This window comes from Pseudomonas costantinii (assembly GCF_001870435.1).
GTDB classification, from domain to species: Bacteria; Pseudomonadota; Gammaproteobacteria; order Pseudomonadales; family Pseudomonadaceae; genus Aquipseudomonas; species Aquipseudomonas costantinii.
This window is the reverse complement of record NZ_MDDR01000025.1, coordinates 62,112-76,759: the sequence shown is the minus strand read 5'-3', so window position 1 is coordinate 76,759 and position 14,648 is coordinate 62,112. Positions and strand designations below refer to the sequence as shown.

Genomic DNA, 14,648 nt, shown 5'->3' with positions numbered 1-14,648 from the left:
AGAAGAAATTCGAACATTCCCTTTCTAGCGATACGCCGAAAAGCTGATCCGGACCTTTCCGGACGCATCCGAAGCACGCAACTTCGCATCTCGAGCTGCAGTGCGCGTGGCACCGATTGCAAAGTCGATCTGTAGTGTGTTCTCAGAATCCCAGCGCACTTTCGGCGACGCATCATGATCAAAAAAGACATCGCACTCAGCGGAGTAGACTTCGTATTCAGGCTGCGCAATCACTTCATCGATGGTTTGCAAGCTGTTAAATACAAAAATGCTGTCGGAGCAAAACGGCGCTATCGCGCCGCCTCCTGCACGGGTAACAGTGGCCGCCGTGAACCTTCCATCGGGAGATTTTGAGAGCACAGTTGCCACATCATCATCCGAGTCAAAATCAAGTGACAACAGCTTGACCGCGCCATACTTCAACAGCGCCAGAGCGCCAACAAACATCAATATGACTTTCAACCAGCCGAAAATTTTCAATCCACCCATCCTGATATTCATGACTGACCTACTGACTTGAAGAACCCGACTGACTCAACGCTCATGCAAGCTTTCGCTCATATGCTGCTGCAATGGACTGAGGAAGTACTCGATCACCCGTCGCTGATCGGTCTTCACTTCCGCCGTCACCGACATGCCTGGAGAAAGTGCCACGCGCTGGCCGTTCACCTGTAAATGGTCAGTGTTCAAACGGATTCGGCTGCTGTAAATCAACCCGCGTTTTTCGTCTTCGATAGCATCGCTGGACACACTCAGCACTTCGCCATCGACCGTGCCGTATTTGGTGAAGGTGAAGGTCTCGATCTTGACCGTGACCGGCTGGCCGCTGTGCACGAAGCCGACATCTTTGTTTTCCAGCATGGCCTCCACTTCCACCGGTTGATCCGCGGGCACAATGACCATCAGCGGCTGGGCCGGGGTGACCACGCCGCCCACGGTATGGATCGCCAACTGCTGCACGGTGCCGTCCACCGGAGCAATCAGACTGGTGAGGGTTTCCTGGTAGCGGGCCTTTGCCAATTCTTCGGTCAGGCTCGCGGCCTTCTGATTGGCTTGCTGCTGCAGGTCGAGCATGGCGCGGCGGTTCTGCGCCACCACACCTTCACGACGCCGCCGCGCTTCGCCCTGGGCCGCGGTGGATTGCAGGACGCTGGCCTGCTGCACGCTCAATTGACGCAGCAGGTCGAGGCGGGCCTGCTCTTTTTCCAAGTACTCGTGGCGGGCGACATACTGTTGAGCCAGCAGGCGCTGGTAGTCTTCGGCCAGTTGCGTGGCAATCGGCACGGTCTGCCTGAGGCTGGCGACCTGAGCCTGGGCTGACTGGATTTCGGCGTTGCGCTGCTGGATCTCCGCGTCGACCAGCTCCAGGCTGCTGCGGTATTCCTGATACTGACCTTGCAGCCAGCGCTCGGCGCTGAGCACCTGCTGTGGGTCGGCACCGGCAATGGCGCCGATCAGCGAGGCCGGGGCTTTGCGCAGGTTGATCGCCTCCAGCATAGCGGCACTGCGTGCGCCGTCGATGCGTGCAGCCAGCAGATCGCTCTGGATGCGCCGGATGTCTGCGTCCGCCGCCGTCGGGTCCAGCTCGACCAGCAACTCACCGGCGTTCACGCGCTGGCCATCGTTGACATGAATCGCCCTGACCACGGCCGTTTCACTGGACTGAATCAACTTGGTCTTGCCGCTTGCCACCACTTTGCCGGACGCCACCGCCACCACTTCGATCTTGCCCAGGCACGCCCACAGCAACGCCAATACCGCGAAGCCCAGGATGCTCCAGATGAAAATTCTCGGCGCCGGGTGCACGGGCGTGTCCTGTAATTCCAGCGCAGCGGGCAGAAACTGCGCTTCATGGGGCAGACGCGGGACGCTGTCCATCTGCTTGCGCTGGCGCCAGGACGCGCGCCAGGCGTGACGATAACGCTGCATTAACGAAGGCGTTGCGCTCATGGGACATCAATCCTTGAATCCGAAATACGGTTGAGGCCAGGGCGGCGCTCAGCCTTGTTGCATGCGGTGCAGGCGCGAGTAGTGCCCCGCCTGGTGAGTGAGCAATTCGGCATGGCTGCCCTGCTCGACGATTTGCCCGCGGTCGACCACCAGAATGCGATGGGCGTCGCGCACCGCAGACAACCGGTGCGCAATGATGATCACCGTGCGCCCCGCGCAGATGCTCTGCATGTTCTGCTGGATGATGCGTTCGGACTCGTAGTCCAACGCGCTGGTGGCCTCATCAAAAATCAGGATGCGCGGGTTGCCGATCAAGGCTCGGGCAATCGCCACGCGTTGGCGCTGACCACCGGACAGCGAGGTGCCGTGCTCGCCGACCATGGTGTCGTAGCCTTCCGGTAACTCCAGGATGAACTCATGGGCACCGGCCATGCGCGCCGCGTGCATCACGGCTTCGAGGGGCGCCCCCGGATCACTCAGGGCGATGTTCTCGCGGATGCTGCGGTTGAACAGCATGTTGTCCTGAAGCACCACACCAATCTGGCGTCGCAACGAGGAAACGTCGGCCAGGGCCAGGTCCATGCCATCGACCAGCACCCGACCCCGCTCGGGCACGTACAAGCGCTGTAGCAACCGAGTCAGGGTGCTTTTGCCGGAGCCGGAACGCCCGACCACACCGATCACCTCACCCGCGGCAATGTGCAAGCTCACACCGCGCAGCACCTCGGAGCCATCGGCGCGATAACGGAAATGCACTTGGTCGAATTCGATCTGGCCTCTGAGCGGCGGCAGCGCACTGCGGGTGGCCTGGGACAACTCAGTGCGGGTGTTGAGAATGTCGCCCAGACGCTGCACCGACACGCCGGTCTGCTGAAAGCTGGTCCACAGCTGCGCCAGGCGCATGATCGGGCCGCTGACGCGACCGGCCAGCATGTTGAAGGCGATCAATTCGCCTACCGACAATTGCCCATCGATCACCAACCGTGCACCCAGCCACAGGGTGGCGACCGTCACCAGTTTGCCGATCAGGCCCACGCTTTCATTGGCGAGGGTGGACAGGGTCTGGGTCTTGAAACCGGCGGCGACGTAGGCCGCCATCTGGTTGTCCCACTTGCGGATAGCCTGAGGCTCGACGGCCATGGACTTCACGGTGTCGATGCCGTTGACGGTCTCCACCAGGAATGCCTGGTTCTCGGCGCCTCGCGTGAAGCTGTCTTGCAGGCGTGCCCGCAGCAACGGCGTGATGAACAGCGAAACCAGCACGTACAGCGGCAACGACAACAACACGATCAGGGTGAGCCAGCCGCTGTAGTAGAACATCACCAGCACGAACACCACGGAGAACAGCACATCGAGCAACAGGGTGATGGCGTTGCCGGTAAGGAAGCTGCGGATGTTTTCCAGTTCGCGTACCCGGGCTACTGAATCACCCACACGTCGCGCCTGGAAATACGCCAGCGGCAGGTTGATCAAATGCCGAAACAGGCGTGAGCCCAGTTCCACGTCGATACGACTGGCGGTGTGGGCAAATACATAGCTGCGCAGACCGCTCAAAGCCGACTCGAACAGCATGATGCCCAGCAGCCCGGCAGCAATCACATCCAGCGTGGTCAAGCCGTGGTGGACCAGGACTTTGTCCATCACCACCTGGAAAAACAACGGCGTGACCAGTGCAAACAACTGCAAGGCGAACGACACCAGCAGCACTTCGCCGAGCAGCTTGCGGTATTTGACGATGGCAGGAATGAACCAGGTGAAATCAAAGCGCGAAGTTTCCCCCGGCAGACCGGATTCGGAGCGCACCAGCAGTAACTCACCACTCCAGCGCGCCGCCAGGTCTTCAAAGCTGATGACTTCCGGGCGTTCGGCACGCGGGTCCTGGATCAGCGCTTTGCCCTGATCCAGTTTGGCGATGATAAAGAACGTACCGTCGCGATCGGCCGCTATGGCCGGCAGTGGCGTGCGCTCAAGGCGATCAATGTGGGTACGGACGGCCTTGGCTTTGAGGCCCAGCTTGCGTGCGGCCAGCAACAGTTCACGCTGGGTGAATGACTGGTTGGCGGGAGCGAACTCGTGGGCCAATTGCTCGGCGGATGCCGCCACCGAATGAAACCTGGCCAGCATCACCAGACACACGAGACCGGTATCTGGCGCAGGCGGCTCCGCGCCCTTTCCTTGATCAATCATAAGCTTCCATGCATGCCGCGAAGTGACAATAAATCCCTAAACCTTTCAATAGGTTATATCAATCTTGAAACAATTAGAATCAATATGACATCACTTTATTGAGATTTATCTCATGGGTCAGAGCGCTTGGCGCTCCTGGGGCGGGAGAAAATCGCGATCCGGGTCGTAATCCTTGTTCAGGTACATGGCCAGATCGCTCAAGTCGGCCGGGCTCAGCGTCCCCGCCGCCTGTTTGAGTTTGAGCGTGTCGATGATGTAGTCGTACCGCGCATTGTTGTATTCACGCACAGCGCCGTACAACTGGCGCTCGGCGTTGAGCACGTCGGCGGTGTTGCGCGAGCCCAGGTCGCGGCCCACTTGATTGGCCTTGACCGAGGCGCGACTGGAGCGAATCGTCTGGCGCCGGGCGGCCACCTGCTCGATATCGGAATTGATCGCACGGTAAAAATTGCGCGTGTTGAGCACCACTTCACGGCGGCGGTCTTCACGCTCGTCTTCACTTTGAGCCAAGCGCTCGGTGGACTCACATACTTGCGAACGCGTCATGCCACCGCTGTACAACGGGATATTCAGCTCGACGCCAATGCTGCCCTGGGAAACGCTGCCCCGATAACCATCGCGGCCGAAATCGGTGGGATTGCTGTAACCGAAACTGTCGTTGTCGCCCTTACGCCAAGACGCGATAGCGTCGACGGTTGGCGCATAGCCGGCCTTGCGCTGGAGGTTGGTTTGCTCGGCAGCGATTACCCCGTAGCTGCTGGCCTGCAATGCCAGGTTCTGCTGCACCGCGCGAGTGACCCACGCGTTGGGATCACTGGGGATCGGAAGCTGTACCGGTAATTGATGTTCGATGCCCTCGATCAAGGCATAGTCCTGGCTGGTCAGACGCGACAGCGCCTCATACGCGTCCTCTACCTTGCGCTCGGCCAGTTTGCGGTTGGCATTGGCATTGTCGTAAGCGGCTTGGGCGTCCAACACGTCGGTGATGCTCGACGCACCGTTGTCCAAACGCGCCTGTGCCTGCGCCTGCTGGCGTTTGAGCGCGGCTTCTTCAGCTTTGGAGGCCGCCAATAAATCCAACGCACGCAAGGTTTCGAAATACGCCTGAGCCGTTGTCAGAACCAGCCCCTGCTCCTTGGCACCCAATTCAAGCTCGGCCTGGGAAGCGGCAGCCTGCGCGGCTTCGAGCTGAAACCAGCGATCGATGCGAAACAATGGTTGATTGAGGTTCGCTTGGAACACCGAGGTGTTGCGGGTGCGGGTCAAGCCCGGCTCATCGCGCTGCAATCGCACCGCCTCCACCGTGCTGCCGGCATTGAGGGTCGGCAGCAGGCCGGCCCGAGCCTGCGGTACGCCTTCGCGCCGAGCCAGATAATCGTGGCGTGCGGCAGACAGCTGCGCATCATGCTCCACTGCTTGCCGATAAACCCCGAGCAAATCGGCGCGACCTGGGTTGGCATTGGCCAATTCCGGGATCGTCATAAAAATAACAAGGAGCAATAGTGTGAAAAAGCGGGAGCAAGCAGTCATAACAATCCATGTTCAAAGGCATTAACCGATTCAGCTGGGCTGATCGGGGGCGCATCCTACGCCTGCCTTTGCGCATCAACAAGAAAGACTTGTAGCTACTTGCCATCACTCACGAATCGCGGGCAAAAAAAAACCCGGAAATCCTCACTTGCGTGGGCCTTCCGGATTTTCTAAACCGCCAAAAATGGTGGGTCGTGTGGGATTCGAACCTACGACCAATTGGTTAAAAGCCAACTGCTCTACCAACTGAGCTAACGACCCGCTGTGTGGTGGCGCGTATAATACTGATTTCTAAGGATTATTCAACACCTTATTTTAAATAAATCAGAAATAACGCATTTGATCGGTAATTCAGCCCTTTTCAACGCCCGGGTTCGTCATTCCACAGGTACTTATGCAACTGCAATTGCAGGCGTACCGGCAGGTTGTCCGCCACCACCCAGTCAGCCAGGTCGCGGGCATTCAAGTCATGGTGGCTTGGGGAGAACAGCACCTCGCCCGCCCGACGCTCCAGGCCATACTGGATCAGCTTGGAAGCGGCCCAATCGTAGTCATCACGGGAGCAGATCACGAACTTGACCTGATCGTTGGGCGTGAGCAGATCCAGGTTCGTGTACAGGTTGCGGTGTGCTTCCTTGGAATCCGGGGTCTTGAGGTCAACCACTCGGCTCACACGCGGGTCTACCGCAGAGATGTCCAACGCGCCACTGGTTTCCAGGGAAACCTCATAACCGGCGTCACACAGTTGCTTGAGCAACGGGATGGCGTTGGGCTGGGCCAAGGGCTCGCCACCCGTCACGCAGACGTAGCGCGGCTTGAAGCCGGCAACCTGCTCAAGGATGTCGTCAAGGGTACGCACGGTGCCGCCACTGAAGGCGTAGGCGCTGTCACAGTATTGGCAACGCAACGGGCAGCCGGTCAGCCGTACAAATACGGTGGGCAGGCCAGCGGTTCGCGTTTCACCCTGTAACGAGTAAAAAACTTCGGTAATGCGTAATGTGTCTTGCATAGTCGCCACGGGCGTAACAGCTAAACAGGCTGTCCGCCTCCGTCAGGCACTTCAAGCGATCTCGCCAACGCGTAGACCCCAAAAAGCGTGTTTCATAAAAGGGCGTGGATTCTAACGAAAAAACCCGCGACAGGCGCGGGTTTCTTCTGAACGGGAAGGCAATGCTTACAAGCGTTGCAGATCCCGCTGGGCCAACTGTGCAGCGGAGGTACCCGGATACTGGGAGACCACCTGCTGCAGAATGCCTTTGACCTTGTCGGTGTGACCCAGGCGGCGCTCAACGTCAGCAAGTTTGTACAGCGAATCAGGCACCTTGGCGTGCTTTGGGTAAAGCTGGCTGACCTTGGCAAATGCCTGGCCTGCACCTTGCAGATCACCCTTGGCCAAGTTGACCTCGCCCAACCAGTACTGGGCATTACCCGCATATTGGCTGTTCGGGTATTTGCGCAGGAATGCGGTAAAAGCCTGGCTGGCCTTATCGAAGTCCTTGGCTTTGATCAGGTCGAAGGCTGCATCGTAATACAGCTTTTCCTTCGCCGGATCACCCGGTTCGCTGCTCGCAGCAGGGGCTTGGCTTGCTGCTGCGGCCCCTGTTGCTGCACCACCGACGGCCGCGCTTGGCGCACCACCGGCAGAAGAATTATCAGGAGTTGCGGCAGGTGTAACACCGGCTCCAATACGTCGATCAAGATCCTGGTAACGCTCCAGGCCTTCTTGCTTCAGCTGGTTCACTTGGTTCTGCAAAATCTCAATTGTGCCTTGTTGCTGCGACAATTGATCCTGCATGCGTTGCAGCTGGTTGAACAGTTCGCCCTGTGCCGAGGGAGCAGCCGTAGCCGGCCCCCCAGCATAGGCGCCGTTCGTGCCATAACCCGCTGGCGGATAACTGCTCCCGCTATTGTTATAGCCAGAGTTGCTATCTTCCACAGGAACCGCAGCCCACACCGCAAGCGGTGCGAGGCTGAGAGCCAATACAGTTAGAGCACGACGGCACGTTCGCATGACGAATTACTTACGCAGTTCGACGCGACGGTTTTGAGCCCAGGACTGCTCGTCGTGGCCAGTAGCAACTGGACGCTCTTTACCGTAGGAAACCAGTTCCAGTTGGCCTGGAGCAACACCTTGCAGTACCAGGTAGCGCTGAACGGCTTTCGCACGACGCTCGCCCAGTGCCATGTTGTACTCACGAGTACCACGTTCGTCAGTGTTACCTTCCAGAACAACGCGAGCGCCGTTAGCTTTCAGGTCCTTCGCGTGAACGTCCAGAGCGCGCATGGCTTCTGGCTTCAGGTCCGAACTGTCGTATTCGAAGTAGAAGGTGGTGATAGCGCGCAGAGCAGCTTCTTCGCTCAGGGAGCCGTCAACTGCACCAGTGTTAGCGCCGTAACCAGCGTTTGGATCAACAGCTGCGCCTTCACCGGCATTGTCGCCGCCTTTAGACGAGCAACCAACGGCTACGGACAGAGCCAGAGCCAGAGCAGCAAACTTACCAAACTTCAGCATTTCCATCGTGAAACTCCTAATGAACCCCAGTGTGTTAAGCAAATCTTTTTGTAGCGCCGCGTCAGTTCAGGTAAGGGGACCAGGACGGTTCTCTGACTTCGCCTTGTGCGGTAGGAAGCGGGAGCCTTACGCGTCCATTAATGGACACGAGCATCAAGACTCCCCGGCCCTGCTGGCGGGTGGCGTAGATTACCATGGTGCCGTTGGGCGCAACAGTAGCTGACTCATCTAGGTTGGTATCTGTGAGGATTTTTACCGTTCCACGCTGCAAATCCTGGGCCGCAACCCGGAAATTAGTGAAACCATCCTGACGGTGAATCATCACCAACGTTTTTTCATCAGCAGAAAGCTTAGGGTTGGCGTTGTAGTTACCGATAAAGGTCACGCGTTCCGCGCCACCACCACCCACGCTCGTTTTATAGATTTGTGGCTTACCGCCGCGATCGGAAGTGAAGTAGATGGTCGAACCATCCTTACCCCAGAACGGTTCGGTGTTGATGCCCGGGCCGCTGGTAACACGGCTGATCTGGCGCGAAGCCATGTTCATCACGTAGATATCCGGGTTGCCGTCTTTAGACAACACGAACGCCAGACGCGAACCATCCGGCGACCAGGCAGGTGCACCGTTCAAACCTTCAAAGTTGGTGATCTGCTCACGACGACCAGTATCAATGTGCTGGACGAAGATACGCGGACGGCGCTGTTCGAAGGAGACGTAGGCAATACGCTTGCCGTCCGGCGCAAAACGCGGCGACAGGATTGGCTCACGCGATTGCAGCAGGGTCACTGCTCGCGCGCCGTCGTAGTCCGAACGCTGCAACGTGTAGCGCGTGTTATCCACAGAGAAACGTTCAGCGGTTACATACAACAGACGTGTCGAGAACGCACCTTTGATACCGGTGAGTTTTTCAAACGACTGGTCCGAGATGTAGTGAGCCATGTCCCGCAGTTGTTCGGCCGTGCCCGACACGCTGCCGGTCAAGACCTGCTGCTCGGTGGCCACGTTGAACAACGTGTACTGGATCTGCAGGCGACCGCCGGCCGGCACGATGCTACCGACCATCAGGTACTGGGCACCGACTGCTTTCCAGTCACGGAAGATGACTTCGCTGGCCTGGGTCGGCTGGCTGATCATGTTGCCTTTCGGAATCGGCGCGTAGTAGCCGGAGTTGCGCAGGTCGTCGCTGACGATCTGGGCCATGTCGTCCGGCAGCACGCTGCCGCCCTGCCAGCCGAACGGTACTACCGCGATCGGGGTGGCCCGATCGCTACCGCTGGTGACCAGGATATTCTTTTCATCCGCCGCCGCTATCCCTGCCATACAGCAAATAACGACAAGCATTCCTCGAAGAAGGTTTCTCACAAGGCTAGATCCTCAGGTGTGAATGTCATCTTGAATGAACGATAGGGAGCGAAGTCGCTTGGTTTCATTCCCTGCATCTCGGTCAACCGGCCAATGTTCTTGACCGCGGCAACCGCCGAACTGTCGAACGAACCGTCACCACTGGACTTGGACACGCTGACCGAAGTCACCGTACCGTCCGGCAACATGCCGATCTGCAGTACTACTGTCATGCCTTTGCGTGCCGAAGGTGGACGTGTCCAGCCTTCTGCTGCCCGTGCCCGAATCAGATCGTCGAAACTGCCCGCAACTTCATCACCACGCTCATCGGCCAAGGCTTGCTGACGCTGCGGCGTGTCGGAAAGCAAATCTGCCAAGGCCTGAGCCTTTTTCTCTTCGGCGGATTTGCGCGCTGCTTCCTGGGCCTTTTTCTTGGTGGCGTCGGCGGCAGCTTTCTTCTTCGCATCATCGGCGACTTTTTTCTTCGCCTCGTCTGCTTCAGCTTTTTTCTTGGCGTCTTCGGCGGCTTTCTTCTTCGCGTCTTCGACTATCTTTTTCTTGGCCTCTTCAGCGGCCTTTTTCTTGGCCTCTTCTTCGGCAGCTTTTTTGGCTTCTTCTTCAGACTTCTTCTTGGCTATATCAGCCAATTGTTTCTCTTCGGCCTTTTTCGCTTCGGCAGCTTTGTCGGCTTTCTTGGCTTCATCAGCCTTTTTCGCCTCGTCAGCTTTCTTGGCTTCGTCAGCCTTTTTCGATTCCTCGGCCTTTTGAGCCGCCTCTTCTTTCTTTTGTTCCGCAGCAGCCTTCACCGCTTCCTGCTCGACCTTCTTCTGTTCCATCTGCTCGACTTCAGTCTGGCGCGCAGCCGACTTCTGGGCCTCACCCGCAATCTTCTGATTGGTCTGGGTGGTGGCCTGACTTTTCGATTTCAGCTGATACAGGGTCGCCTGCACGATCGGCTTGGCTGGCGGCAGGTCCGGGGTCATGGCAAAGCTGACAAACAGCATGCCAAACACCAGGACGTGCAGGGCAATTGCCCAGACGCTAGGCCAGAAGTAGCTTTCCGAGGCGGACGGCTCTCGCTGTTGCTGCATCAGGGCGCCTCGGTAATCAAGCCAACGTTACCGACGCCGGCTTTCTGCAGACCGCCCATGGCGCCCATGACGGAGCCGTAGTCGACCGCCTTGTCACCGCGGATGAAGACCTGGGTGTGCTTGCCGCCTTCGTTGCCGGAGCGAATGATTTTGGTCACCGCATCGGTCATGGCCGGCAAGGTCAGAGCCTTGTCCTGTTGTTTCTGGGTGTCGACTTCGCTGCCAAGATTCCAGTAATAGGTCTTGTCAGCCTTGATCGAAATGGTCAGGACCTGAGTGTTGTTGTCTTGCGGCAAGGCTTCGCTGGAAACCTTGGGCAGATCAACCTTCACGCCCTGATTGAGCATCGGCGCGGTCACCATGAAGATAACCAGCAGCACCAGCATCACGTCGATGTAAGGCACTACGTTCATCTCGGCGACCGGCTTGCGCTTTTTGCGAGCTCGAGCGATTAAAGCCATTGGGAATTACCTGCTTATTCTTCGCTGGTGTGCACTTTACGGTGCAGGATCGCCTGGAATTCGTCGGCGAAGGTGTAGTAACGGCCAATCAGGTTTTCACCGCGAGCGGCAAAACGGTTGTAGGCGATTACTGCGGGGATAGCAGCGAACAGGCCGATCGCGGTAGCAATCAGGGCTTCGGCGATACCCGGGGCCACGGTGGCCAGGGTCGCTTGCTGGGCCTGGGCCAGGCCACGGAAGGAGTTCATGATCCCCCACACGGTACCGAACAGGCCGATGTACGGGCTGACGGAACCAACGGTGGCGAGGAACGGCAGGCTCTGCTCCAGCTTCTCTTCTTCGCGGGAAATCGCAACGCGCATGGCGCGGGCCACGCCTTCCATGACCGCTTCCGGGTCAACGCCCGGTTGCTGGCGCAGGCGGGAGAATTCCTTGAAGCCGGCGCGGAAGATTTGTTCTACGCCGGAATCCGGGTCAGGGTTGCTGCCGGCTTGACGGTACAACTTGGACAGGTCGATACCCGACCAGAAGCGCTCTTCAAAGCTCTCCAGGGCACGTCGACCGGCACGCAGCAAATTGCTGCGCTGAAAAATCATGACCCAAGAGGTAACCGATGCGGCTACCAGGACCAGCATCACCAGTTGAACCACAACACTGGCATTGCTGACCAGGCTCCACATGGAGGAATGGTCGACGACGGTAGGTTCCACGCTAAATCTCCTGCTTTGATTGTTTACCCGCGCCGCTTACGCCGGCAAAGGCCGCACGTAGAGCTTCGGGAATGGCCCGGGGTTTCAAACTATTGGTGCGCACACAGGCCACCAGGAACTGCCCCTCACAGAGCAGCGTTGCATCCGTTGCCCGCCTGACTTGCTGTTTAAAGCGCAGGCTGACACGGTTCAATTCGATTACTTCCGCGCTGACCAGCAGTTCATCGTCCAGCCGCGCCGGCGCGTGGTAACGCGCCTCGCTGGAATGCACGACAAACAACAGGTCCTCCCCCGCAAGCTGGGATTGGGCAAAGCCCAGCTCCCGTAGCCGCTCGGTTCGAGCCCGCTCCATGAACTTGAGGTAGTTGACGTAATACACGATGCCGCCAGCATCGGTGTCCTCGTAATAAACGCGACAGCGATGTGCGAACGACTGATCCCCGTTTTGCGCGCGCATACTCTAGTGCTTACTCCTCAGGTTGCCAATCCGGCCAGGCAACTGTTTTTTCATTCTATGAAACATTTTGAACGACTGAATGACGACACCAGCCACTAGGACAGCACAAACCTCAGATAAATCGACTGGCGTGATCTTTTTAATCGTCCACTGCATCGAGGAACTCGTCTACCACAGGCATCTCACCTAATCGTGACGGAATGTTTAACCCAAAGTGCAGATAGGCATGCCGCGTCACCACTCGCCCCCTGGGCGTACGCATGATGTAGCCCTGCTGAATCAGGTACGGCTCCAGGACATCCTCAATGGTATGGCGCTCCTCACTGATAGCTGCCGCCAGGCTGTCCACGCCCACTGGGCCACCGTCGAACTTCTCGATCATGGTCAAGAGTAGACGCCGATCCTGGTGATCGAAGCCATGTTCATCCACATCCAGCAGGTTCAAAGCCAAGTCCGCCACGGGTTTGGTGATATGCCCCTTGGCCCGCACTTCGGCAAAATCACGCACGCGGCGCAGCAAGCGGTTGGCGATTCGTGGCGTACCACGAGCCCTGCGGGCGATTTCAAACGCACCTTCCGGGTCCAGTGGCAAACCGAGAATGTTCGCCGAACGACTGACGATGGTTGCAAGGTCAGCAGTGCTATAGAACTCTAGACGTTGAACAATGCCGAAACGGTCTCGCAGCGGGTTGGTCAGCATGCCCGCACGGGTCGTGGCGCCCACCAAGGTGAAAGGCGGCAGGTCGAGCTTGATCGAGCGGGCCGCCGGGCCTTCGCCGATCATGATGTCGAGCTGGAAGTCTTCCATGGCCGGGTACAGCACTTCCTCGACGATGGGCGACAGCCGGTGGATCTCGTCGATAAACAGCACGTCGTGCGGCTCAAGGTTGGTCAGCAATGCCGCGAGGTCACCCGGACGCTCCAGCACCGGGCCAGAAGTGGACTTGATCGACACGCCCATTTCCTGGGCAATGATGTTGGCCAGCGTGGTTTTACCCAGGCCAGGCGGGCCGAAGATCAGCGTGTGATCCAGGGACTCACTGCGCCCGCGCGCGGCCTGGATGAACAGTTCCATTTGCTCGCGCACGGTGGGCTGGCCGATGTATTCGGCCAGGCTCAGGGGCCGGATGGCGCGATCCTGGACTTCTTCACGGTCGCGCGGGCCGGTGGCCGCGATCAGACGATCAGCTTCAATCACTTAAATCATTCCCTTCAGGGCTCGGCGGATCATGTCTTCGCTGCTCAGGTTCTTGTCCTTGATGGCCGATACGGCCTTGCTGGCTTCCTGCGGCTTGTAGCCCAGGGAGATCAACGCGCTGACGGCATCGCTTTCGGCGCTCGCCACCTGGCCCGCCGGCATATCCGGTTGGTTAGGCACCAGCGCAAACATGCTCGGTACGACCTCCCAGGCCTTGAAGCGGTCCTTGAGTTCCACCAGCAGGCGCTCAGCGGTTTTCTTGCCGACTCCCGGCACCTTGGTCAACGCCGAAGTGTCCTGGGCCGAAACAGCACGTACCAGCTCATCCACTTCCAGGCTCGACATCAGCGCCAGCGCAAGCTTGGGCCCCACGCCATTCAGGCGAATCAGCTCGCGAAAGAAGTCGCGGTCACGCCGACCAATAAAACCATAGAGCAATTGCGCATCTTCACGCACCACCAAGTGGGTGTGCAGGGTCAGCGGCTCGCCGACCGATGGTAGACGATAGAGGGTGGTCATGGGCACTTCCAGCTCATACCCCAACCCATTTACATCCAGAATCAGGTGCGGCGGCTGTTTCTCAGCCAGGGTGCCGCGCAAGCGTCCAATCACGGTTCAGATCCTTAAAGCTTGGAGGTCAGATCAAGGCCTGACCGGAAATAACGATTGCGCTGATGCTATCAGAGACGCAGCCGCCCGCCACGACTGCGTGCCGTGCCCAGGCCGTGCGGTAGCAGACTGGAGCGGGTGTGTGCATGGCAAATGGCAATGGCCAGGGCGTCGGAGGCGTCGATCTGTGGTTTGGCGGTGAGCTTGAGCATGTGCATGACCATCATCTGCACTTGTTCCTTGTTTGCCGCACCGGTGCCGACCACGGCCTGCTTGACTTGGGTCGCGGTGTACTCGGCGATTTCCAGGCCTTCCTCGGCTCCGGCAACGATGGCGGCCCCACGGGCCTGGCCAAGCTTCAGCGCCGAATCGGCGTTTTTGGCCATGAAGACTTTTTCGATCCCCATGGTGACCGGGCCGTAGGTCTGGATCACTTCACGCACGCCGCGATAGACGATCTGCAAGCGCTCAGCCAATTCGCCCGCACCGGTGCGGATGCAGCCCGAGGCGACGTAGATACAGCCTCGCGGAGTGTGCTGCACCACGCCAAAACCGGTGATGCGCGAACCGGGGTCGATACCTAGGATTAAAGTCATAACGC

15 protein-coding genes and 1 tRNA gene are annotated in these 14,648 nt (G+C 58.6%); all 16 read right to left on the bottom strand.

Translation table 11 applies throughout. The annotated features are described in order from the left end of the window. Positions 1-24: 24 nt before the first annotated feature. Positions 25-501: a hypothetical protein gene (locus BFL40_RS12960; RefSeq protein WP_139213503.1), complete on the bottom strand. Its 477-nt coding sequence runs from the start codon at positions 499-501 to the stop codon at positions 25-27. A 33-nt stretch (positions 502-534) separates the two neighbouring features. Next, positions 535-1,950, bottom strand: coding sequence for an HlyD family type I secretion periplasmic adaptor subunit (locus BFL40_RS12955; RefSeq protein WP_071484362.1), 1,416 nt, complete (start codon positions 1,948-1,950; stop codon positions 535-537). Between the two features lie 48 nt (positions 1,951-1,998). Further along, a complete protein-coding gene (locus BFL40_RS12950; protein WP_071484361.1) occupies positions 1,999-4,137 on the bottom strand; it encodes a type I secretion system permease/ATPase in 2,139 nt (712 codons plus the stop codon). Between the two features lie 117 nt (positions 4,138-4,254). Continuing rightward, positions 4,255-5,619: a TolC family outer membrane protein gene (locus tag BFL40_RS12945; RefSeq protein ID WP_235864691.1), complete on the bottom strand. Its 1,365-nt coding sequence runs from the start codon at positions 5,617-5,619 to the stop codon at positions 4,255-4,257. A gap of 233 nt (positions 5,620-5,852) precedes the next feature. Beyond that, positions 5,853-5,928: transfer RNA gene (locus BFL40_RS12940), tRNA-Lys, on the bottom strand. A gap of 100 nt (positions 5,929-6,028) precedes the next feature. After that, positions 6,029-6,676 carry a 7-carboxy-7-deazaguanine synthase QueE gene (gene queE / locus BFL40_RS12935; protein WP_071484359.1) on the bottom strand — a complete coding sequence of 216 codons (648 nt, stop codon included), beginning with the start codon at positions 6,674-6,676 and terminating at the stop codon, positions 6,029-6,031. Between the two features lie 165 nt (positions 6,677-6,841). Further along, positions 6,842-7,678, bottom strand: coding sequence for a tol-pal system protein YbgF (gene ybgF, locus BFL40_RS12930; RefSeq protein WP_071484358.1), 837 nt, complete (start codon positions 7,676-7,678; stop codon positions 6,842-6,844). A gap of 6 nt (positions 7,679-7,684) precedes the next feature. Beyond that, positions 7,685-8,185 (bottom strand): peptidoglycan-associated lipoprotein Pal, encoded by a 501-nt coding sequence (pal, locus tag BFL40_RS12925; RefSeq protein ID WP_003209827.1) that lies wholly within the window; start codon positions 8,183-8,185, stop codon positions 7,685-7,687. 55 nt (positions 8,186-8,240) lie between these two features. Next, positions 8,241-9,521 (bottom strand): Tol-Pal system beta propeller repeat protein TolB, encoded by a 1,281-nt coding sequence (tolB, locus tag BFL40_RS12920; RefSeq protein ID WP_174555573.1) that lies wholly within the window; start codon positions 9,519-9,521, stop codon positions 8,241-8,243. A gap of 17 nt (positions 9,522-9,538) precedes the next feature. Next, entirely contained in the window at positions 9,539-10,612 is a 1,074-nt protein-coding gene (gene tolA / locus BFL40_RS12915; protein ID WP_071484356.1) for a cell envelope integrity protein TolA, read from the bottom strand. Beyond that, positions 10,612-11,064, bottom strand: coding sequence for a protein TolR (tolR, locus tag BFL40_RS12910; RefSeq protein WP_162493886.1), 453 nt, complete (start codon positions 11,062-11,064; stop codon positions 10,612-10,614). Before tolR ends, tolA begins: the two co-directional genes overlap by 1 nt. Positions 11,065-11,087: 23 nt before the next feature. Then, positions 11,088-11,783 (bottom strand): protein TolQ, encoded by a 696-nt coding sequence (gene tolQ, locus BFL40_RS12905; protein ID WP_071484354.1) that lies wholly within the window; start codon positions 11,781-11,783, stop codon positions 11,088-11,090. A 1-nt stretch (position 11,784) separates the two neighbouring features. Next, positions 11,785-12,240: a tol-pal system-associated acyl-CoA thioesterase gene (gene ybgC / locus BFL40_RS12900; protein ID WP_071484353.1), complete on the bottom strand. Its 456-nt coding sequence runs from the start codon at positions 12,238-12,240 to the stop codon at positions 11,785-11,787. Between the two features lie 139 nt (positions 12,241-12,379). Beyond that, positions 12,380-13,438 carry a Holliday junction branch migration DNA helicase RuvB gene (gene ruvB, locus BFL40_RS12895; protein WP_071484352.1) on the bottom strand — a complete coding sequence of 353 codons (1,059 nt, stop codon included), beginning with the start codon at positions 13,436-13,438 and terminating at the stop codon, positions 12,380-12,382. Next, positions 13,439-14,050 carry a Holliday junction branch migration protein RuvA gene (gene ruvA / locus BFL40_RS12890; protein WP_071484351.1) on the bottom strand — a complete coding sequence of 204 codons (612 nt, stop codon included), beginning with the start codon at positions 14,048-14,050 and terminating at the stop codon, positions 13,439-13,441. 68 nt (positions 14,051-14,118) lie between these two features. Beyond that, positions 14,119-14,643 carry a crossover junction endodeoxyribonuclease RuvC gene (gene ruvC, locus BFL40_RS12885; protein ID WP_071484350.1) on the bottom strand — a complete coding sequence of 175 codons (525 nt, stop codon included), beginning with the start codon at positions 14,641-14,643 and terminating at the stop codon, positions 14,119-14,121. Between the last annotated feature and the right edge of the window lie 5 nt (positions 14,644-14,648).

Excerpts from the sequence above, each read along its gene's own strand:
- BFL40_RS12960 (WP_139213503.1), bottom strand. The coding sequence starts at position 501 with ATGAATATCAGGATGGGTGGATTGAAAATTTTCGGCTGGTTGAAAGTC.
- BFL40_RS12955 (WP_071484362.1), bottom strand. The coding sequence starts at position 1,950 with ATGAGCGCAACGCCTTCGTTAATGCAGCGTTATCGTCACGCCTGGCGC.
- BFL40_RS12950 (WP_071484361.1), bottom strand. The coding sequence starts at position 4,137 with ATGATTGATCAAGGAAAGGGCGCGGAGCCGCCTGCGCCAGATACCGGT.
- BFL40_RS12945 (WP_235864691.1), bottom strand. The coding sequence starts at position 5,619 with ATGACGATCCCGGAATTGGCCAATGCCAACCCAGGTCGCGCCGATTTG.
- queE (WP_071484359.1), bottom strand. The coding sequence starts at position 6,676 with ATGCAAGACACATTACGCATTACCGAAGTTTTTTACTCGTTACAGGGT.
- ybgF (WP_071484358.1), bottom strand. The coding sequence starts at position 7,678 with ATGCGAACGTGCCGTCGTGCTCTAACTGTATTGGCTCTCAGCCTCGCA.
- pal (WP_003209827.1), bottom strand. The coding sequence starts at position 8,185 with ATGGAAATGCTGAAGTTTGGTAAGTTTGCTGCTCTGGCTCTGGCTCTG.
- tolB (WP_174555573.1), bottom strand. The coding sequence starts at position 9,521 with ATGCTTGTCGTTATTTGCTGTATGGCAGGGATAGCGGCGGCGGATGAA.
- tolA (WP_071484356.1), bottom strand. The coding sequence starts at position 10,612 with ATGCAGCAACAGCGAGAGCCGTCCGCCTCGGAAAGCTACTTCTGGCCT.
- ybgC (WP_071484353.1), bottom strand. The coding sequence starts at position 12,240 with ATGCGCGCGCAAAACGGGGATCAGTCGTTCGCACATCGCTGTCGCGTT.
- ruvC (WP_071484350.1), bottom strand. The coding sequence starts at position 14,643 with ATGACTTTAATCCTAGGTATCGACCCCGGTTCGCGCATCACCGGTTTT.